Origin of the sequence: Pseudomonas pseudonitroreducens (genome assembly GCF_021603645.1) — a bacterium.
Classification (GTDB): domain Bacteria; phylum Pseudomonadota; class Gammaproteobacteria; order Pseudomonadales; family Pseudomonadaceae; genus Pseudomonas; species Pseudomonas pseudonitroreducens.
Genome location: NZ_BQHJ01000015.1, coordinates 91,022 through 108,916, shown reverse-complemented (window position 1 = coordinate 108,916; position 17,895 = coordinate 91,022). Strand labels below are relative to the sequence as shown.

Sequence of the window (17,895 nt, the reverse complement as noted above, 5' to 3'; positions counted from 1 at the left end):
GACCGCTAACTTGCTCGCCCACATTCCGCGCCCTGGCGTGCCACGCCCGGAGCGGCTCCTACGGCGCTGCCAGAAGACGGACCATGACGGTAGACACGAGCACTTCCCGCAAGCAGTTCCTGATCCGTTCGGAAAGCATGAGCGCCGACGATTTCGGCGATCTCTACACGCGCCTGTTCGGCAACCTCTATTCGGCCATGCCGCGCCCCGAGCGCCCCATCGCCATCGGCGGCGTCTACGGCCGCTACGAGGGCGTGAGCTTCCGCCGCCTGAGCTTTCGCGGCGACCTGCTGACCGCAATGCCGGACCTCGACGACGAGATCACCTTCATCTTTCCCAGTGCCGGACGCGTGCTCTTCAACCAGTCCGACGAAACCGTCGGTACACCAGGCGTCGGCCTCGCCATCGAGAAGGCCTCGGTGCGTTCGGTGGGTTTCATCGATGGCCACGCACACCACGGCCTGTCGGTGCGCCGCTCGCTGTTCGCGCGCCGGCTGGCGACGCTGCTGGGCCGGCCGATCAGCCACAAGGTGCGCTTCCAGCCACGGGTGGATTTGAGCAACGAAGCCTTCCAGGGCATCAAGGCGATCGTCGCCATGGCCACCGGCAACGAATTCGACCTGCTGATCAATTCCAGCGCGCTGATGCCGGCACGCCTGCAGGAAATGCTGGTGGATTCGGTGCTGGAAATCTGGCCACACAACTACAGCGACGCGCTCAGGCGCCCCGCTCCGCAGATCGCGCCGCGCCACGTGAAACTGGCCATGGACTACATCCAGGAGCATCCGGACGCCCTGCTCAGCGGCAGCGACCTCGCCGAGTTGACCAACGTCAGCCTGCGCGCCCTGCAGGAAGGCTTCCGCCGTTTCGTCGGCAGCTCCATCGTCGCCTACCAGCGCGAGGTGCGCCTGCAGCGTGCCTATGACGCGCTGCAGCAGGACGGGTCGCAATCGGTCAGCGAGATTTCCCTGGCCCTGGGCTTCAGCAACGTCGGGCGCTTCTGCCAGTACTTCCAGAGCGCCTACGGCATGAGCCCGGCGGACCTGCGCAGGAACCTGTCGGCACCGGCCTAGGGAAACCCTGGACTCCCCTAGGGCGTAGGAGCGGACTCCGTCCGCGATTGGCCCGAGGCCGCTCAGTGGGCGGAAAATCATCGCGGACAGAGTCCGCTCCTACGCGTCCGGTTATTTCCGCGTGTCCACGGTCCGGTCGTGCTGCCAGGTAGCCACGCAGGGCGCACAGCCCGGTTCGCGAGCAAGCTCGCTCCTACAGGATTCCGAGCTCTTCGTAGGAGCGAGCTTGCTCGCGAACATCTCCACTAACACGGCAATGCCGATCCGCCCTGCTTGCTGTTCGCGATGCCGACCTCGTTGCCACAAGGAAGCTCCGGGCCACCCTGGGGCGTAGGAGCGGACTCCGTCCGCGATAGGTCCGCATCGCCGGAGGACATCGCGGACAGAGTCCGCTCCTACGCGTCCGGTTATTTCCGCGCGACCACGGTCCGGTCGTGCTGCCAGGTAGCCGCGCAGGGTGCACCGCCCGGTTCGCGAGCAAGCTCGCTCCTACAGGATTCCGTAGCTCTTCATAGGAGCGAGCTTGCTCGCGAACATCACCACCAACACGGCAATGCCGATCGGCCACGTAGAGCGCATAACCCGGCACGGGTTATCCGCCGCCATGGTGGATAACGCCGTGGGCGTTATCCGCCCTACTTGCTGGAAAGCAAAACGGCCCGCCGCGTATTCCGCGACGGGCCGTTTGTTCATGCCAACGCCGATCAGAACTGGTAGCTGGCCTTCAGGCTGCCACTGGCGCCATGGCTGCCGCTGCCGCCCAGCGCGCCGACTTCGGCGCCGACGCTGAACTCGCCCTGGCTGGCGGTGAGGCTGAACGCGCCGCTGAACTGGTCGCGGTTGTCGAAGGCGGCGCGCTGGGAAACGTCATAGCCCAGCAACTGGCCTTCGCTGTCGACCTTGTAGTCGCCCAGCGCATGGTCGTAGCCGACCTCCAGGCCCGGCACCATCTGCCAGCCACTGCCCAGCGCCACCGGGGCGAATGAGGCCTTGAGGTTGGCGTAGGCGCTGCGGCGGTTCTCGCTGATATCGTCGACGTCCAGCGCCAGTTCGCTGCCCTTTTCCTGGAAGCCGTCCAGGTCCAGGTGGCTGTAGCGCAGGCCGATGCTCGGCTCCAGAGTCACGCTGGACACCGCCGTGCGGTAGCCCAGCGCAACACTGGCGCCGCTCAGGTTGCCGCTGGTGTCGCCCTTGGCCTTGCCCAGGCCGCCACCGATATCGCGCTTGCTGTCGTAGTCGAGCCAGCCGTAGCTGAGGTCGGCGTCGACGAACAGGCCCTGTTCCAGACCGTCGAGGGCGAAGCGCGCGCCACCGCGAACGAAGGTCAGGTCGGTGTCCACGTCGCCACCGGCACCACCGATGCTGCCCTTGCTGTAGCCGAAGCCGGCGTTGCCGCTGAGCTGCTCGGAGAAGCGCTGGGTGACGCCGACCATCAGGCCCTGGGTGTGCTCGTTGCTGCTTTCGGCGCTGGAGGTCGCGGAGTTGCCCTGGTAGCCGGCCAGTGCCGTGGTCCACAGGCGGGTCTGCCCGGTCTTCAGGTCGACACCGCTGGCATAGGGCGCGGCGGCGCGGTCGATCAGCGCATCCTGGCGCAGCAGGTAGCTGGCCGCGTCGGCGTGCACCTGGCCGCCGACGGTGGACTCGACACCACCGAGCGTGCCGGCATCGATGGCCGACTGCAGGTAGTAGTTGTACGCGGTGTAGTTGCCGGAGAGGCTGCTGTTCTGCAGCTGGGTCAGCAACTGCGCGCCCGCGGCGGCGTTGCCCGAGAGGCCGAGTGTACCCGGCAGGCTGTTGTAGTAGACCATCTTGCCGCGCAGCACGTAGAGGGTTTCCTGGGACAGGCCGAGGCCTTCCTTGAGGTAGTTGTCCATGCTGCCGTACTGCGCGGTGACTTCGTCCAGCCCAGCCTGCAGGTAGCTGGCCTGCACGCCGATCAGCGGCTCGTAGATGGCCGCCATGCTCGCCGGCATCATCGCCAGGGTCGCCTTGATGCGGGCGGCGGTGTAGTCGTTGGTGGCCAGGTAGTTTTCCATGATGGTCTGGCTGTCCACCCCGGCGATGCTCAGCAGCACGGCGGCGGTCCAGCCGGTGCGGTCCTTGCCGGCGGTGCAGTGGAACAGCGCGGCGCCGTCGGCGCCGGCCAGTTCGTTGAAGAGCACGGTGAACTGGCTGCGCATGCCGGCGTCGCTGACGAAGGCACGGTTGGTTTCCTCCATCATGGCCACGGCCTGGGCCGCGCTGGTGAAGGAGACATTGGTGATGTTGGCGCCCGAGGTGGTGCTGCCGATGATGTCGATGTTCTGGTAAACCGCGCCGGCTGGCAGGGTGTCCGGCGTGGCAGCCGCCTCGACCGGTGTACGCAGGTCGTAGACGTTGCTGATGCCCAGGCTGTTCAGTACCGCCAGGTCGGTGCCCTTGGGGGTCAGCGCGTTGGAGCGGTAGAACACGCCCGAGCGCATCACACCGTCGTTGGCAGTGGTGTAGGCAGTGGTGGTACCGGCGATGTCGCGGAAGTTGTCGATGCCGGTCAGCCGTGGGGTGTCCAGTGTGTAGGTCTCGGCCGCGTTGGCGCAGGCGATGGACAGACTGAGCAGGGACAGGGAAAGCAGAGCACGATGGAACACGATGTAGCCTCTTTGAGCTTTGTTGGCGGGGCTACTATCGGCAGGGTTTTCGACCGCGAATATGACAATCCTGCAGCAAAGGGAAATGCCGGCGCGATCTGTCCGCGGGTTGCGTTTTCTGTCCGTGATCGACGCTTTTCTCTAATCCTCGCGCCGCTCGGACGACTCACGGTCGCGCACGTAACGATGGCGCAGGGGGAATGCCGGGAGCCAGGCCTCGCGGCGGCAGGTCCACAGCTCATAGGTGGGCTGGAAGCGGTCCGGCTCATCCAGCGCGCCGAGGCTCACCTCCACTTCGTCGCCGCTGCAGCCGAACACCGATGATCCGCAGCGCGGGCAGAAGCAGCGCCCGGCGTACTCGCGCACCTCGCCCTCGATGCGCACGGCGTCCTCAGGGAAGATCGCCGACGAGTGAAACAGCGCGCCGTGGTGCTTGCGGCAGTCCAGGCAATGGCAGATGCCGACCCGGTATGGCTGGCCGAAAGCTTCGATGCGCACGTTGCCACACAGGCAGCCACCGGTGACCTTGTCCATGCTGCAGCTCCTCTGGAGACAGGGTTGACCCTGTCACCCTAGCAGCCCGGACTCCGCCATTCAGTCCTGCAGACCGACGCACTCCAGCAACGACGCGTGCCATGCCGGGTTGTCCAGCAGCACCGGCAGCAATCCGCTATGCCCGGCGCCGGGCACCACCAGCAATTCGCGCCGACTGGCACGGGTGGCGGCGGCGTGCAGGCGTTCGGGGATTTCCAGGGGGATCACGCTGTCCTGCTCGCCGGCAATCACCAGCAGGCGGCCACGGAAGCGCCTGAGAATCTCCCAGGCGTCGCTGTCCACCCAGCTGCGCGGGCGGCGGATGATCGCCGAGAAGTCCGGGCCGAACGGCACCTCGTGCGCTTCGGGGGTATAGATGCCTGGGACGATAAGGATCAGCGCCTGTACGTCCAGCTCTTCGCTCAGGCGCAGGGCGTTGTAGGCACCCATGCTGATACCGGCCAGCGCGGTGGGGCGCACGCCGGCATGCGCGATCACCGAGCGCGCCTGGCGGCTGCGGCCATGCAGCGAGGAGTCGGCGAAGACGCCACCGGTGCGGCCATGGCCGACGCAGTCCAGCGCCGTCGAACCCACGCCACGCTGGCGCAGAGACTGGCGCAGGCCATCCCATACCGAGCGGTTGCTCGCACCACCACCATGAATACCGAACAGGTGCAGCGGCGAGTCGCCACTCAACGTATCGGCATGGAGCTCGCGCCCTTCGAAGGGCACGCGGAGGGCAACGGCGGACGACATGCGGCGGACCTGGCGAGATGGGTTTGCGGAAAGGCAGCGAGCATAGCCGATCCGGAAGGCATGCGGCCGATTTGGCCGTTTCGCGATATTCGTCGTCCGGATCGCGTGAGACAGCCGACGGCAGCGCGCCTAGCATAGGCCGGCCAACATGAAGAACCCGGCGCGCCCTGCCCGCGCGCCACACCTTGCTGCCCCGGAGTCCCATGTCTACCACCGCTTCCCCCCTGGCCACGTCGTCCGTCGCCAGCCAGGCCAGCCCGCTGGTCATGCGCGTGATCGGCGCCTGCGCCCTCGCCCACCTGACCAACGACCTGATCCAGGCCGTGCTGCCGTCGATCTACCCGGTGCTCAAGGCCAACTACGGCCTGAGCTTCACCCAGGTCGGCCTGATCACCCTGACCTTCCAGCTCACCGCCTCGCTGCTGCAGCCCTGGGTCGGCTACCACACCGACCGTCATCCCAAGCCCTGGCTGGCACCGCTGGGCAGCGTCTGCACGCTGATCGGCATCCTCATGCTGGCCTTCGTCGGCAGCTTCCACGCCATCCTCCTGGCGTCGGCACTGGTGGGCATCGGCTCGTCGACTTTCCACCCGGAAACCTCACGCATCGCGCGGCTGGCCTCCGGCGGCCGCTACGGGCTGGCGCAGTCCACCTTCCAGGTCGGCGGCAACGCCGGCAGCGCCTTCGGCCCCCTGCTGGCGGCGGCCATCATCATTCCCTATGGCCAGGGCCACGTGGCCTACTTCGGCCTGTTCGCGGTGTTCCTCGTCGGCGTGCTCTGGGGCCTGAGCCGCTGGTACCGCAACCACCTCAGCCTGTTCAAGCTCAAGGCCGGCGGCGTGGCCACCCACGGGCTGTCCAAGGGCCGGGTGACCGCCTCGCTGGTGGTGCTGGCGCTACTGGTGTTCTCCAAGTACTTCTACATGGCCAGCTTCACCAGCTACTACACCTTCTACCTGATCGAGAAGTTCGACCTTTCGGTGGCCAGCTCGCAGCTCTACCTGTTCGGCTTCCTCGGCGCGGTGGCGGCCGGTACCTTCTTCGGCGGCCCGGTGGGCGACCGCATCGGCCGCAAGGCGGTGATCTGGTTCTCCATCCTCGGCGTGGCGCCCTTCACCCTGGCGCTGCCCTACGTCGACCTGTTCTGGACCAGCGTGCTGAGCCTGGTGATCGGCTTCATCCTCGCCTCGGCCTTCTCCGCCATCGTGGTCTACGCCCAGGAACTGGTGCCGGGCAACGTCGGCATGATCGCGGGCGTGTTCTTCGGCCTGATGTTCGGCTTCGGCGGCATCGGCGCGGCGTTCCTCGGCCACCTGGCGGACATCCATGGCATCGAGTACGTCTACACCCTCTGTTCGTTCCTGCCGCTGATGGGCTGCATCACCATCCTGCTGCCGTCGACAAAACCGGCCGCGAAGAAGGCCTGACCGAGCGCTGCCGCCGGCCCCGGGCCGGCGGCAGACCCTTTGCCCGGCCGTTGGTGCCCGGGCAAATGTAATGGATTGTTGTAAAGCGCCTGGCGCTTCGGCGGCGATACATTTGCGCTGCCTGGGCCCCGGGCCATCACTGTTAGCCTTTCCGCAATGCAAATAACTCGCATTTGCCGGAGAGCTTTCCGTCCATGTCGTCCCGCCTGAACCTCACTCCCGTTACCCGTTCCGACGCACCTCTCACCCTCGCCCCCATCGTCGGCCTCGCCACCTTCATGGCGATCCCGCTGAGTGCCTGGGCAGATCAGCCGCCCACTGCCGACGATCAGGACGCCCTGGCCCTGCCCGACAGCACCGTGCAGGCCACCCAGGAGTCGCCCTACAAGGTCGACCGCGCCAGCTCGGCGAAGTACAGCGAACCGCTGCGCGATACCCCGCAGAGCGTGACCGTGCTTTCCGAATCGCTGCTCAAGGAGCAGAACGCGCAGAGCCTGAAGGACGCCCTGCGCAATGTGCCGGGCATCACCTTCAACTCCGGCGAGGGCGGCGGTGGCGTGGGCGACAGCCTGACCATCCGCGGCTTCAACGCCGACGGCAACATCTACCGCGACGGCGTGCGCGACCCGGCCAAGTACTCGCGCGACGACTTCTTCAACACCGAGGGCGTGGAGGTCTTCAAGGGCTCCAGCACTGCGGCCTGGGGCGTCGGCGCCGTCGGTGGCGCGGTCAACCTGGTGACCAAGACCCCGCAACTGGACGACTTCAACCTGCTCAGCGGCGGCGTCGGCACGGCCAACTTCAAGCGCGGCACGCTGGACGTGAACCACCGCATCGACGGCCTCGGCGAAGGCGCCGCCTTCCGCGTCAACGTGATGGGTGCCAACACCGGCACCGATGGCCGCGACTGGGTCGGCGACGAGCGCTACGGTTTCGCCCCGTCCCTGGCGCTGGGCCTGGGCACCGACACCCGCGTCACCCTGGCCTACGAATACCTGCATGACAACGCCACGCCCGACTACGGCATCCCCACGGTCAACGGCAGCAACGGCAGCTCGCCGCACCGCGCCGGCGGCGCCAGCTGGAGCAGCTACTGGGGCTGGCGCAACCTCGACTACGAGAACAACGAATCGCACCGCGTGAATCTGAAGTTCGCCCACGACTTCAACGATGCCCTGAGCCTGGACAGCCGCTTCACCTGGTTCCACCTGGACCACGACTTCTTCGTCACCACCCCCGGCGGCGACCCGAACGCCGGCGCGCCGGGCATCCAGGCCGGCAAGGGCATCTACCGGCGCAACATCAACACACCACTGCGCGAGCAGACCAACGACACCTACAGCAACCAGACCAACCTGACCTGGCGCGTCGACACCTTCGGCATCGGCCATACCCTGGTCGGCGGCGTCGACCTGAGCAAACAGACGCTGGACTCGAAGACCGGCGCCCTGAGTGCCGCCAGCCGCACCGCCATGGGCAACCTGCCAGTGGCCAGCAACGACTGGTCGAAGTACCCCTATGCGCTGGATACCTACACCTCGGCCAAGCAGTCGGTGGAGCAGCTCGACAAGGCCTTCTACCTGCTCGACACCCTGAAATTCGACGAGCAGTGGCAGTTGCACCTGGCCGCGCGCCAGGACCACTTCGACACCCGCGTACTGGACAGCCAGACCCGCACCAGCCAGAGCGCCGCCTGGGTCGACAAGGGCAGCTCCTCGCAGAACGAGAAGCTCACCAGCGTGCACACCGCGCTGACCTACAAGCCGGTGGAGAACGGCAGCATCTACCTCAGCTACGCCAACGCCAAGCAGCCCTCCGGCGTGCTCGCGGTGGCACAGACCGGCAGCATCGCCTCGACCAAGGGCGACCGTGGCAAGACCTATGAAGTGGGCAGCAAGTGGGAGCTGCTCGATGGCCAGCTGGCGCTCAATGGCGATGTGTTCGAGACCAGGCGCCAGCTGACCTACATCGATGACGAGGAGCTTTCCGCCTACACCGGCGGCGAGGAGCGGGTGCGCGGCATCGAACTGTCGGTCAGCGGCAACATCACCCGAAACTGGTCGGTGTACGCCGCCTACGTGCACCAGAACAGCAAGCTGATCAAGCCCTACAACGGCTCGGACAAGGGCGTGCAACTGGCCAACACGCCGCAGAATGCCTTGAGCCTGTGGAGCACCTGGCTACTGCCGGACGACCTGGCGCTGAGCTACGGCGTGCGCTACGTGGACGACGTGAAGATCTATCCGGGCCTGGGCTCCACCCTGACCCGCGCCGGCCAGACCACCGTGCCCGGCTACGTGGTGCATGACGCCATGCTCAGCTGGCAGGCGACCCAGGACGTGCAGCTGCGCCTGAACGTCAACAACCTGTTCGACAAGCACTACTGGAGCCAATACAACGGCCGCGGCTACGGCGTGCCCGGCGCAAGCCGCGGTGCGGTGCTGAGTGCGGATTATTCGTTCTAGGCCGGACCGCCTGGGCTTGCGTAGGAGCGGACTTCGTCCGCGATGATGTCCGGCGCGATGCAGACCTATCGCGGACGGAGTCCGCTCCTACGGGGTATTTCTGCGCTGGGGCCGCCCCTCACCCTAACCCTCTCCCAAGGGGAGAGGGAACCGTTCAGAGCAGGCTGAAACCATCGCATCAGCCGGCACAATCTGCCCCCTCTCCCTCGGGAGAGGGCTGGGGTGAGGGGCAAGCGTCGGTACAGATATCCCAGCAGCGATTAGTTGCTCTACGCGAGCAGCACCTCAACCGCGACCCTGTCCGCCATCAGGACTCCCTCCCCGGAAACCCGGCGGACAGGTTCGCGACCCAATCCCCACGGCGATGTTTCCCTTGTAGGAGCGAGCTTGCTCGCGAACCTGCACGGCACGCTGCCAAGCGGTTCGCGAGCAAGCTCGCTCCTACACGGAGACCTGGCGCCGCATGATGCCGAGCGGTGGCGCGTCAGGTTCAACCGCGAATCTGTCCACCATCAGGACTCCTCCCCGGAAACCCGGCGGACAGGTTCGCGACCCAATCCCCGCAGCGATGTTTCCCTTGTAGGAGCGAGCTTGCTCGCGAACCTGAACGGCAAGGCGTCAAGCGGTTCGCGAGCAAGCTCGCTCCTACACAGAGACCTGGCGCGGCATGATGCCGAGCGGTGGCGCGACCCGCTCAACGGCGAACCTGCCCGCCATCAGGACTCCCTCCCCGGAAACCCGGCGGGCAGGTTCGCGACCCAATCCCCGCAGCGATGCTTCCCTTGTAGGAGCGAGCTTGCTCGCGAACCTGCACGGCACGGCGTCAAGCGGTTCGCGAGCAAGCTCGCTCCTACACAGAGACCTGGCGCGGCATGATGCCGAGCGGTGGCGCGTCAGGTTCAGCCGCGAATCTGTCCACCATCAGGACTCCTCCCCGGAAACCCGGCGGGCAGGCTCGCGACCCAATCCCCACAGCGATGCTTCCCTTGTAGGAGCGAGCTTGCTCGCGAACCTGCACGGCACGGCGCCAAGCGGTTCGCGAGCAAGCTCGCTCCTACAGAGAGGCCCAGCCGGCAGGGGCGGAGATCGTGGACATCAAACACTCAGGCGCCGCGGTCGAACAGCAGCGTCGCCTCCAGCCCTCCGCCTTCGCGGTTGCGCAGCTCCAGCCGGCCATGGTGCGCCGCGGCGATGGTCTGGGCGATGCTCAGGCCCAGTCCATAACCGCCGGTGGAACGATTGCGCGACTGTTCCAGCCGGTAGAACGGCTCGGTTACCCGCTCCAGTTGTTCCGGGGGAATGCCCGGCCCGCGATCCAGCACGCGGATACGCAGTGCCTGCGTACTGTCCTCGATCTGCACCTGCGCGCCGCCGGCATAGCGCACGGCGTTTTCCAGCAGATTCAGCAAGGCCCGCTGCAGGCTCAGCGGATACCCCGGAAGCGGCTGCAGCGCTCGACCTGAGACGGAAACCGCTGCGCCCTGCTCCTCGAAATCCGCCTGCAGGCTCTGCAGCAGCGCATTCACGTCGAGGTTCTGCCGCGCCTCGTCGAGGTCGCTGCCACTGATGAAGTCCAGGGTGGCGGTGACCATCCCTTCCATGTCATCGAGGTCCTTGCGCATCTTCTGCCGCGCACTGTCTTCCTCGAGCATCTCGGTGCGCAGGCGCAGGCGGGTGATCGGCGAGCGCAGGTCGTGGGACACGGCGGCAAGGAAGCGCATGCGCTCGCCGAGGTTATGGATCAGTCGCTGCTGCATGGCGTTGAAAGCGCGGGCGGCGCGGCGCACTTCCAGCGGGCCTTCCTCGGCCAGCGGCGGGCGCTGGATGTCCTTGCCCAGGGCTTCGGCGGCACGGGCCAGCTTGTCCAGCGGGCCGATGGCCAGGCGCACCGCCAGCAAGGCCAGCAGCACGACGACGAGGATGCGCAGCAGGTACAGGCGCAACAGGTAATCCAGCGCCACGTCGAGGGTCGACTGGCTGCTCCAGCCCTGCCCTTCGACCATCGAGATACGCAGCCAACTGCCTTCGCCCAGTGGCGCCGCCAGCAACAGATGCGCCTTCGTTCCATTGCCGGTGAACCATCCGCTCAGCCCAGTGCGCTCGTCGACACCATCGCGCAACTCCACGCTCAACAAGCGCAAGCCCTGGGCATCGCCGCCCTGGTCTTGCACGGCACGGCGCAACAGACGTTCGGCCGCCGGGTCGAAGGAGCCGTCGGGGTCCTCCGGCGCATCGACCTGGCGCGCTTCGAATCCCGGCCTGTCGAGTGCACTCAGCGCCTGCGGAAAATCCGCCGGCTGGCGCTGGTGCAGGTGCTGCAGATCAGTCAGCCGCGCCGCCGCCAGGCGCAGCGGAATCTCCAGCGCCTGGGTGTGGCGCACGTCGTACCAGATGCTGCCGGTGAGCACCTGGGCGGCGATCATCCCGCCCACCAGGATCACCACCAGCCGGCCAAACAGCGTGCGCGGCCACAGGCGCATCAGGCGCTGACCACGTCGTCGGCGGTCAGCACGTAGCCCTGGTTGCGCACGGTGCGGATCAGCCGGGGCGACTTTGGATCATCTTCCAGGTGCTGGCGCAGGCGGCTGACGCAGACGTCGATGGCGCGGTCGAACGGCAGGCGCTCCTTGTCGAACACCTGGCGCAGCAGGAAATCCCGGCTCAATGGCCGATTGGGGTGCTGCAGCAGCAGGCGCAGCAGGCGGAAGTCCGAGCCGGCCAGGGCAATGCTGAGCCCGGCGGGCGAACGCAGGTGGCGGGCACGGGTGTCCAGCTCCCAGCCGGCGAAGCGCATGGTCGCTGCTTCATCCACCTGGGCGCGCTGCGGGAAGCTCTGTACCCGGCGCAGCACCACCTTGATCCGCGCCAGCAATTCGCGCGGGTCAAAGGGCTTGGGCAGGTAGTCGTCGGCACCCATCTCCAGGCCGATGATGCGGTCGATCAGCGTGCCCCGCGCGGTGAGCATGATCACCGGCACGTCGCTGCGCGCGCGCAGGTCGCGGCACAGGGTCAGGCCGTCCTCGCCGGGCAGCATCAGGTCGAGCACCACCAGGTCTACCGGCTGCACTTGCAGCTGGCGCTGCATCTCGCGGCCATCGGCGGCGGCGGACACCTGGTAGCCCATGCCCTTGAGGTAGTCGGCCAGCAACTGGCGGATCTCGGGGTCGTCGTCGACGACGAGGATGTGGTCTGGCCTGGACATCGGAAAACTCGCGGCGGGGCGCTATCGGTACGGGCTGGCGACACGGGTTGCACGGCGCAAATGTAATGGATTGTTGTGGCGCGGGATTTCACGCCGATCCGATACATTGCCGCCCGGCTCGCCCGCGGCGGCAGCGGTAGAGTGGATTGCAAATGCGATTAATTCTACTTCATGCCCAGGTCGTTCCGCATGCCCTTCCTGTCGTCCCGCTCCCGTCTGCTCCGTTCCCTCGCCACCCTCGCCCTGCTCTGCCTGGGCTGGCTCGGCCTCGCCGTGCCCGCCGAAGCGCTGAGCGTCACCGACGTGCTCGGGCGCAAGGTCGAGGTCAGTGGCAATGCCCAGCGCGTCGTGCTGGGTGAAGGCCGCCTGTTCTTCGCCCTCGCCCTGCTCGACCGCGACAACCCCTTCCAGCGCGTGGTCGGCTGGCAGAACGACGTGCGTCTGCTCGACCCGCACACCTTCGACGTCTACGCCCAGCGCTTCCCCCAGGTGCAGCAGATCCCGCTGATCGGCCAGGCCTCGGAGCAGAGCGTCAGCGCCGAGCAGATCCTCGCGCTGAAGCCGGACCTCGCGGTGTTCAGCATCGCCGGCGAAGGTCCGACCCAGCACAGCCCGATCGCCGATATCCTCGCCGCCGCCGGCGTCCCGGTGCTGTTCGTCGACTTCCGCGTGCACCCCATCGAGGGCGTGCGCACCAGTCTCACCGCGCTGGGCGCGGCGCTCGGTCGCCAGGCCGAGGCGGACCAGTACCTGAAGTTCTACGACGCCCACCTCCAGCGCATCCGCGATGGCGTGGCCGGGCTGGATGACGCGCACAAGCCGAGCGTGTTCCTCGAACTGCTGGCGGGCGTCTGGCAGGCGCCGGGGCACACCACCGGCAAGAGCGGCCTGGGCAGCGTGATCGACACCGTCGGCGGGCGCAACATCGCCGCCGGCGTGGTGCCCGGCGCGCTGGGCGACATCAGCGTGGAATACGCACTGTCGGCGAAACCGGACCTGTACATCGCCACCGGCAACCGCCAGCCGGGGCTGATCCTCGGCGCCGGCGTCAGCCAGCAACAGGCCCGCGAAAGCCTGGGCAAGGTCCTGCAGCGCCCCGAGTTCGCCAGCCTCGACGCCATCCGCAACGGCAAGGCCCACGGCCTCTGGCACGACTTCTACAACTCGCCGTTCAACATCCTCGCCATCGAGGCCATGGCGCGCTGGGTGCATCCCGAACGCTTCGCCGACCTCGACCCGGCGCAGACCCAGGCACAGATCAACCAGGACTTCCTGCGCATCGGCCTGGACGGCACCTACTGGGTCGATGCCGGCCAGCCGGAATGAACGCCGCCGTGGACACGATCGACCTGCAGCTGGCGCGCCACGAGCGCCGGCTGCAACTGCGCCGCCGCGGGGCGGTGCTGGTCGTCCTGCTCGCCCTGCTGCTGGGTTCCCTGGCCTGGGACCTGCTCAGCGGGCCGTCCGGGTTGACGCCTTCCGCGCTGTTCCACGGCCTGCTGCATCCGGCTGAGCTGGAGCCGAGCCAGCGAGTGATCATCTGGAATGTGCGCCTGCCCTACGCGGTGATGGCGCTACTGGTGGGCGGTGCGCTGGCGCTGGCCGGCGCGGAGATGCAGACCATCCTCGACAACCCGCTGGCCAGCCCCTTCACCCTCGGCGTGTCGTCTTCGGCTGCGCTGGGCGCATCCCTGGCAATCTTTTTCCACCTGGGCAACGCCTGGCTGTCGGCCAACACGGCCGTCTCATTGGCCGCCTTCGTTTTCGCCTGCCTGTCGCTGGTCCTGCTGCAAGGGCTCTCGCGCCTGCGCGGTGGCGGCGTGGAAAGCCTGGTGCTGTTCGGCATCGCTCTGGTGTTCAGCTGCAACGCGGCGGTGGCGCTGCTGCAGATGATGGCCAGCGAGGACGTGCTGCAACAGCTGGTGTTCTGGACCCTCGGCAGCCTCGCCCGCGCCGACTGGCACAAGGCCGGCGCGCTGGCGCTGGTGCTCGCCCTGTGCCTGCCCTTCTCCCAGGCTGCCGCGTCGAAGCTCACCGTGCTGCGCATGGGCGAGGACCGCGCCCGCAGCCTGGGTGTGGACGTGCGCCGCCTGCGCCGTTTTGCCCTGCTGCGCATCTGCCTGCTGTCAGCCTGCGCGGTGGCTTTCGTTGGCACCATCGGCTTCATCGGTCTGGTCGGCCCGCACATCGCGCGGCTGCTGATCGGCGAGGACCAGCGTTTCTACCTGCCGGCCAGCGCCCTGGTCGGTGCGCTGCTGCTGTCGCTGTCGTCGGTGGCGAGCAAGTTGCTGATGCCGGGGCTGATCGTACCGGTGGGCATCGTCACTGCACTGGTCGGCGTGCCGGTGTTCGTCGTGCTGGTCTGCCGCGGAGGACGCCACGCATGAGCTTGCTTGCGCAGAACCTGACGGTCGCCTACCGCCGCCATGCGGTGGTCCACGAGGTGACCTTGCCGGAACTGAAACGCGGCACCCTCACCGCACTGATCGGCCCCAACGGCGCCGGCAAGTCGACCCTCCTGCGCGGTCTCGCGGGCCTGGAGAGCGTACGCGGTGAGCTGAGTCTCGACGGCCAATCCCTGACATCGCTGTCGGTCGGCGAACGCAGCCGGCGCATCGCCTACATGCCGCAGCACCTGCCCGGCGGCATCGCCCTGAGCGTACTCGATGCGCTGCTGGCCAGCCTGCGGGTCAACCCCTTCGACACCGATCTGCGCCGCGCCGACCCGCTGGCCGCTGCCCTCGAAGCGCTGCGCCGGGTCGGCATCCTGCACCTGCGCGACCAGCGCCTGGACCGTCTCTCCGGCGGCCAGCGGCAGATGGTCAGCCTGGCCCAGTTGCTGGCACAGCGCCCACAGGTATTGCTGCTGGACGAACCGACCAGCGCGCTGGACCTCAACTATCAGCTGCGGGTCATGCAATGCGTGCAGGAAGAAGTGCGCCAGCACGGCCTGATCGCCATCGCCGTGCTCCACGACATCGGCCTCGCCGCGCGTTACGCCGATCAGTTGGCGGTGCTGCACCGGGGCCGCTTGGTGGCCGCCGGCGATGCCGAAAGCATCCTGACGCCAGCGTTGTTCGGCGAGGTCTACGGCGTCCGGGCGCGGGTCGAACGCTGCTCGCGGCAGACGCTGCAGATCATCATCGACGAGGTGGCCTGCTGAGTCCTCAGCTCTCGCGGCGCTGCGGTTGCGTGGCGTGCACGAATACCGTGTAGGTGTCGGCCGGGTGCGCCACGCCAGCCTGGTCCAGCGCGCGGGCGATGGAGCCGCGGTGGTAGGTCGCGTGGTTGAGGATGTGGAAGAACATCTCTTCGCGAGTCAGGCTGCCACTGCGGCCGTCGGTGAAACGGAAGCGAATGACTTCACGTCCCTGCTCCGGGGTCAGCGCGGCGAGCTGCTCGACGTACCACTGGGCGGAGCTCAGCAGGCGCTCGCGCAGCTCGTCGTAACCGGGCAGCGTCGCGCTGTTGGTCGCCGGGTGCGGGTCCGCTTCACCGTTCAGCCGTGCGCGGAACAGCTCCTCGACGATGGCCATGTGATTGAGCTGCTGCAGAGCGAAGGCGTGCTCGGCGGGAAAGCGCTCGCGGTCGATCAGGGCGACGGCGTCCAGTGTCCGGCGGTCCGACCAGCATTTGTAGGCGAAGGCCTGGGTCAGCATCGCAGCTCCTTGTCAGTCTCGAAGGCGGCACTGTAGCGCATCCGGGGCTTGGGTTGTGCCCGCCCAGCTGCCAGACTGGCAGCAGCCCCAAGGACGCTTCGCTGCCATGAAAACCCCCGATATAGAGGCCATCCGCGCTTTTGTGCTGGTCGCCGACCTGAAGAGCTTCACCCGCGCCGCCGAGGTTACCGGCACGACCCAGGCCGCCATCAGCCTGAAGATCAAGCGCCTGGAGGAAACCCTCGACCGCGCCCTGCTGGCGCGCACCCCTCGCCGCGTCACCCTGTCCGCCCACGGTTCAGTATTCCTCGCCAGCGCCCGCCACCTGCTGCAGAGCTACGACGAAACACTGCGCTGCTTCGACACGCCACGACGGACCCTGCGCATCGGCGTGAGCCACCACATCCTCGGCGCAGACCTGAGCCACTGGCTCAGGCGTCTGGCCCAGGCCGATCCGCAAGTGATCGTGGCCTTCAGCCTGGGCACTTCACGGCAGATGCTCGAGAGCTACGAGGAAGGCGCACTGGATATTGCGCTGATCCTGCGCCACGACAACCGCCGCCAGGACGGCGAGCTGATCGGCAGCGCACGCTTCGGCTGGATGGCTGCCAAGTCGTTCGAGCTGGAGGCTGGCGCGCCGCTGCCACTGGCGATCCAGCCGGCGCCCTGCGGCATGCGCAGCATGGTCAGCAGCGCGCTGCAGGGGCAGAACCGCAACTGGCGCGAAGCCTTCGTCGGCTCGGGCATTCTTGCCATAGGAGCGGCGGTGTCGGCCGGTATCGGCATTGGCGCGATGGTCGAGCGCATGGCGCCGGCGGGCTGCGTCGATGTGCGCGAGCGCCTCGGCCTGCCTGAATTGCCACCCCGCGATGTGGTGCTCTATTGCGCCCAGCGTGACGCGCAGACGCGCGCGCTGATCGACGCACTGAGCCAGGCCGTCAGCACCTGAGCCTCAGTGCAGGAGCACGCCCAGCCGCGCCAGGAGCAGCGCCAGGGCGGCGATCAGTGCGCCGCACCAGGCAACGGCAGCGAAGTGGATGAAGGCGAAATCGCCGGCTTCGATCGGTTCGTGATCCATGAACGGCACTTCCTGAACAGCGGTTGGGAGCCGCCAGTATCGAAAGTGCCGATCCGGACAAACAGCTTGCGCCGGCTATTTCAGTGATAAGCCAAACGCCTCAGTAGCCCGCCTGCCGGTCCACGGTATGCAGCAGTTCGGCGCCTTCGAGGTCACGCAGGATATTCTTCGCCACCACCGCTGCACCGCCTTCCACCTGCATGGTGCTGGCAATGTGCGGCGTGACCCACACCAGCGGGTGCGACCACAGCGGATGCGCCTGCGGCAACGGTTCCTGCTGGAACACGTCGAGGATCGCCGCCCCCACCTGCCCCGCATCCAGCGCGGCGAGCAGGTCGGCTTCCACCACGTGCTCGCCGCGGCCGACATTGACCAGCCCCGCGCCCCTGGGCAACTGCGCCAGCGTCTCGCGGTTGAGGATGCCGCGCGTGCTGTCGGTCAGCGGCAGCAGGTTGACCAGGATGTCGCACTGGGACAGGAAGCTCGCCAGCTCCCCGGGACCGGTGTAGGTCGTCACGCCGTCGATCTGTCGCGCGGAACGGTTCCAGCCCAGCAGCTGGAACTTCAGGTGGCGCAGTTGCGCCAGGCAGGCCTGGCCCAGTTGGCCAAGGCCCATCACGCCGACCCGACTGGTCGCGGCCGGGAGGATGCTCAGCGGCTCCCACACCTGGGCGGCCTGCGCCACGCGGTAGGCCGGCATCTCGCGGTGCAGCGCCAGCGCGGACATCACCACGAACTCGGCCATGATGTCCGCCAGGGAGTCGTCGACCATGCGCACCAGCGCCACCGATTCGGGAATCTTCGACAGGTCGAACTGGTCCACCCCGGCGCCCGCCGCGAACAACACACGCAGGCTGGTATAACGCTCGATATCGGCGACCGCTTTCCAGGTCAGCAGGTAAGTGACACGCGCCGGGTCGACCGATTCGAAGCCTTCGACGAACTCCAGGTCCGGTACCTGGGCGGCCAGCAGGGCACGCCACTGGTCCGCGTGTTCGGGTTCGGCGTTGTAAAGAAAGATCACGTCCTGTTCCTCGCTCTTGTTCTTCGCACGTCCGGCCAGTTAACCAGCCG

The 17,895-nt window shown here is 67.3% G+C and carries 15 protein-coding genes; 7 read left to right on the top strand and 8 right to left on the bottom strand.

The window, feature by feature from the left end; all coding sequences use genetic code 11:
* Positions 1–83: 83 nt before the first annotated feature.
* A complete protein-coding gene (locus L6D89_RS28985) occupies positions 84–1,073 on the top strand; it encodes an AraC family transcriptional regulator (RefSeq protein WP_236201929.1) in 990 nt (329 codons plus the stop codon).
* 704 nt (positions 1,074–1,777) lie between these two features.
* Here the strand turns inward: L6D89_RS28985 and L6D89_RS28980 are convergent.
* From L6D89_RS28980 to L6D89_RS28970, 3 genes are all read right to left on the bottom strand, one after another.
* Complete coding sequence (locus L6D89_RS28980; RefSeq protein WP_236201928.1) at positions 1,778–3,700, bottom strand: tyrosine-protein phosphatase; 1,923 nt, start codon at positions 3,698–3,700, stop codon at positions 1,778–1,780.
* A 141-nt stretch (positions 3,701–3,841) separates the two neighbouring features.
* Positions 3,842–4,234 (bottom strand): GFA family protein, encoded by a 393-nt coding sequence (locus tag L6D89_RS28975; RefSeq protein WP_236201927.1) that lies wholly within the window; start codon positions 4,232–4,234, stop codon positions 3,842–3,844.
* Between the two features lie 60 nt (positions 4,235–4,294).
* The gene (locus tag L6D89_RS28970) at positions 4,295–4,990 is read right to left on the bottom strand and encodes an alpha/beta fold hydrolase (protein ID WP_236201926.1); all 696 of its coding nucleotides are present in this window, start codon (positions 4,988–4,990) and stop codon (positions 4,295–4,297) included.
* Between the two features lie 203 nt (positions 4,991–5,193).
* Between L6D89_RS28970 and L6D89_RS28965 the strand changes: the two genes are divergently transcribed.
* Both L6D89_RS28965 and L6D89_RS28960 read left to right on the top strand, forming a co-directional pair.
* Entirely contained in the window at positions 5,194–6,417 is a 1,224-nt protein-coding gene (locus L6D89_RS28965) for an MFS transporter (protein ID WP_236175067.1), read from the top strand.
* Positions 6,418–6,611: 194 nt separating this feature from the next.
* Positions 6,612–8,882: a TonB-dependent receptor gene (locus tag L6D89_RS28960; protein ID WP_236201925.1), complete on the top strand. Its 2,271-nt coding sequence runs from the start codon at positions 6,612–6,614 to the stop codon at positions 8,880–8,882.
* A 1,103-nt stretch (positions 8,883–9,985) separates the two neighbouring features.
* Here the strand turns inward: L6D89_RS28960 and L6D89_RS28955 are convergent.
* Positions 9,986–11,362, bottom strand: a complete 1,377-nt coding sequence (locus L6D89_RS28955) for an ATP-binding protein (protein ID WP_236201924.1) — start codon at positions 11,360–11,362, stop codon at positions 9,986–9,988.
* Positions 11,362–12,084, bottom strand: a complete 723-nt coding sequence (locus L6D89_RS28950) for a response regulator (RefSeq protein WP_236201923.1) — start codon at positions 12,082–12,084, stop codon at positions 11,362–11,364. Before L6D89_RS28950 ends, L6D89_RS28955 begins: the two co-directional genes overlap by 1 nt.
* Before the next feature lie 189 nt (positions 12,085–12,273).
* Between L6D89_RS28950 and L6D89_RS28945 the strand changes: the two genes are divergently transcribed.
* Genes L6D89_RS28945 through L6D89_RS28935 form a run of 3 tightly spaced genes read left to right on the top strand, consistent with a single transcriptional unit; the run spans position 12,274 to position 15,247 of the window.
* Complete coding sequence (locus L6D89_RS28945; protein ID WP_236201922.1) at positions 12,274–13,410, top strand: ABC transporter substrate-binding protein; 1,137 nt, start codon at positions 12,274–12,276, stop codon at positions 13,408–13,410.
* Positions 13,407–14,471, top strand: coding sequence for a FecCD family ABC transporter permease (locus L6D89_RS28940; protein ID WP_236201921.1), 1,065 nt, complete (start codon positions 13,407–13,409; stop codon positions 14,469–14,471). The genes L6D89_RS28945 and L6D89_RS28940 overlap by 4 nt, the downstream gene beginning before the upstream one ends.
* On the top strand, positions 14,468–15,247 hold the full coding sequence (locus tag L6D89_RS28935) for an ABC transporter ATP-binding protein (protein WP_236201920.1): 780 nt from the start codon (positions 14,468–14,470) through the stop codon (positions 15,245–15,247). The genes L6D89_RS28940 and L6D89_RS28935 overlap by 4 nt, the downstream gene beginning before the upstream one ends.
* 4 nt (positions 15,248–15,251) lie before the next feature.
* Here the strand turns inward: L6D89_RS28935 and L6D89_RS28930 are convergent, their stop codons facing one another.
* Positions 15,252–15,743: a DinB family protein gene (locus L6D89_RS28930; RefSeq protein ID WP_236201919.1), complete on the bottom strand. Its 492-nt coding sequence runs from the start codon at positions 15,741–15,743 to the stop codon at positions 15,252–15,254.
* A gap of 106 nt (positions 15,744–15,849) precedes the next feature.
* Here L6D89_RS28930 and L6D89_RS28925 point away from each other — a divergent pair, with 106 nt between their 5' ends.
* The gene (locus L6D89_RS28925; protein ID WP_236201918.1) at positions 15,850–16,692 is read left to right on the top strand and encodes a LysR family transcriptional regulator; all 843 of its coding nucleotides are present in this window, start codon (positions 15,850–15,852) and stop codon (positions 16,690–16,692) included.
* 3 nt (positions 16,693–16,695) lie between these two features.
* On the opposite strand, the gene L6D89_RS32670 is transcribed toward L6D89_RS28925, so the two are convergent.
* Both L6D89_RS32670 and L6D89_RS28920 read right to left on the bottom strand, forming a co-directional pair.
* Entirely contained in the window at positions 16,696–16,821 is a 126-nt protein-coding gene (locus L6D89_RS32670; RefSeq protein WP_276574850.1) for a hypothetical protein, read from the bottom strand.
* 100 nt (positions 16,822–16,921) lie between these two features.
* Positions 16,922–17,845 (bottom strand): 2-hydroxyacid dehydrogenase, encoded by a 924-nt coding sequence (locus L6D89_RS28920; protein ID WP_236201917.1) that lies wholly within the window; start codon positions 17,843–17,845, stop codon positions 16,922–16,924.
* Between the last annotated feature and the right edge of the window lie 50 nt (positions 17,846–17,895).

What these genes read in the sequence shown, in the direction of transcription:
- L6D89_RS28965 (WP_236175067.1), top strand. Translation starts at nt 5,194, where the DNA reads ATGTCTACCACCGCTTCCCCCCTGGCCACGTCGTCCGTCGCCAGCCAG.
- L6D89_RS28985 (WP_236201929.1), top strand. Translation starts at nt 84, where the DNA reads ATGACGGTAGACACGAGCACTTCCCGCAAGCAGTTCCTGATCCGTTCG.
- L6D89_RS28960 (WP_236201925.1), top strand. Translation starts at nt 6,612, where the DNA reads ATGTCGTCCCGCCTGAACCTCACTCCCGTTACCCGTTCCGACGCACCT.
- L6D89_RS32670 (WP_276574850.1), bottom strand. Translation starts at nt 16,821, where the DNA reads ATGGATCACGAACCGATCGAAGCCGGCGATTTCGCCTTCATCCACTTC.
- L6D89_RS28930 (WP_236201919.1), bottom strand. Translation starts at nt 15,743, where the DNA reads ATGCTGACCCAGGCCTTCGCCTACAAATGCTGGTCGGACCGCCGGACA.
- L6D89_RS28945 (WP_236201922.1), top strand. Translation starts at nt 12,274, where the DNA reads ATGCCCTTCCTGTCGTCCCGCTCCCGTCTGCTCCGTTCCCTCGCCACC.
- L6D89_RS28955 (WP_236201924.1), bottom strand. Translation starts at nt 11,362, where the DNA reads ATGCGCCTGTGGCCGCGCACGCTGTTTGGCCGGCTGGTGGTGATCCTG.
- L6D89_RS28950 (WP_236201923.1), bottom strand. Translation starts at nt 12,084, where the DNA reads ATGTCCAGGCCAGACCACATCCTCGTCGTCGACGACGACCCCGAGATC.
- L6D89_RS28925 (WP_236201918.1), top strand. Translation starts at nt 15,850, where the DNA reads ATGAAAACCCCCGATATAGAGGCCATCCGCGCTTTTGTGCTGGTCGCC.
- L6D89_RS28975 (WP_236201927.1), bottom strand. Translation starts at nt 4,234, where the DNA reads ATGGACAAGGTCACCGGTGGCTGCCTGTGTGGCAACGTGCGCATCGAA.
- L6D89_RS28940 (WP_236201921.1), top strand. Translation starts at nt 13,407, where the DNA reads ATGAACGCCGCCGTGGACACGATCGACCTGCAGCTGGCGCGCCACGAG.
- L6D89_RS28970 (WP_236201926.1), bottom strand. Translation starts at nt 4,990, where the DNA reads ATGTCGTCCGCCGTTGCCCTCCGCGTGCCCTTCGAAGGGCGCGAGCTC.
- L6D89_RS28935 (WP_236201920.1), top strand. Translation starts at nt 14,468, where the DNA reads ATGAGCTTGCTTGCGCAGAACCTGACGGTCGCCTACCGCCGCCATGCG.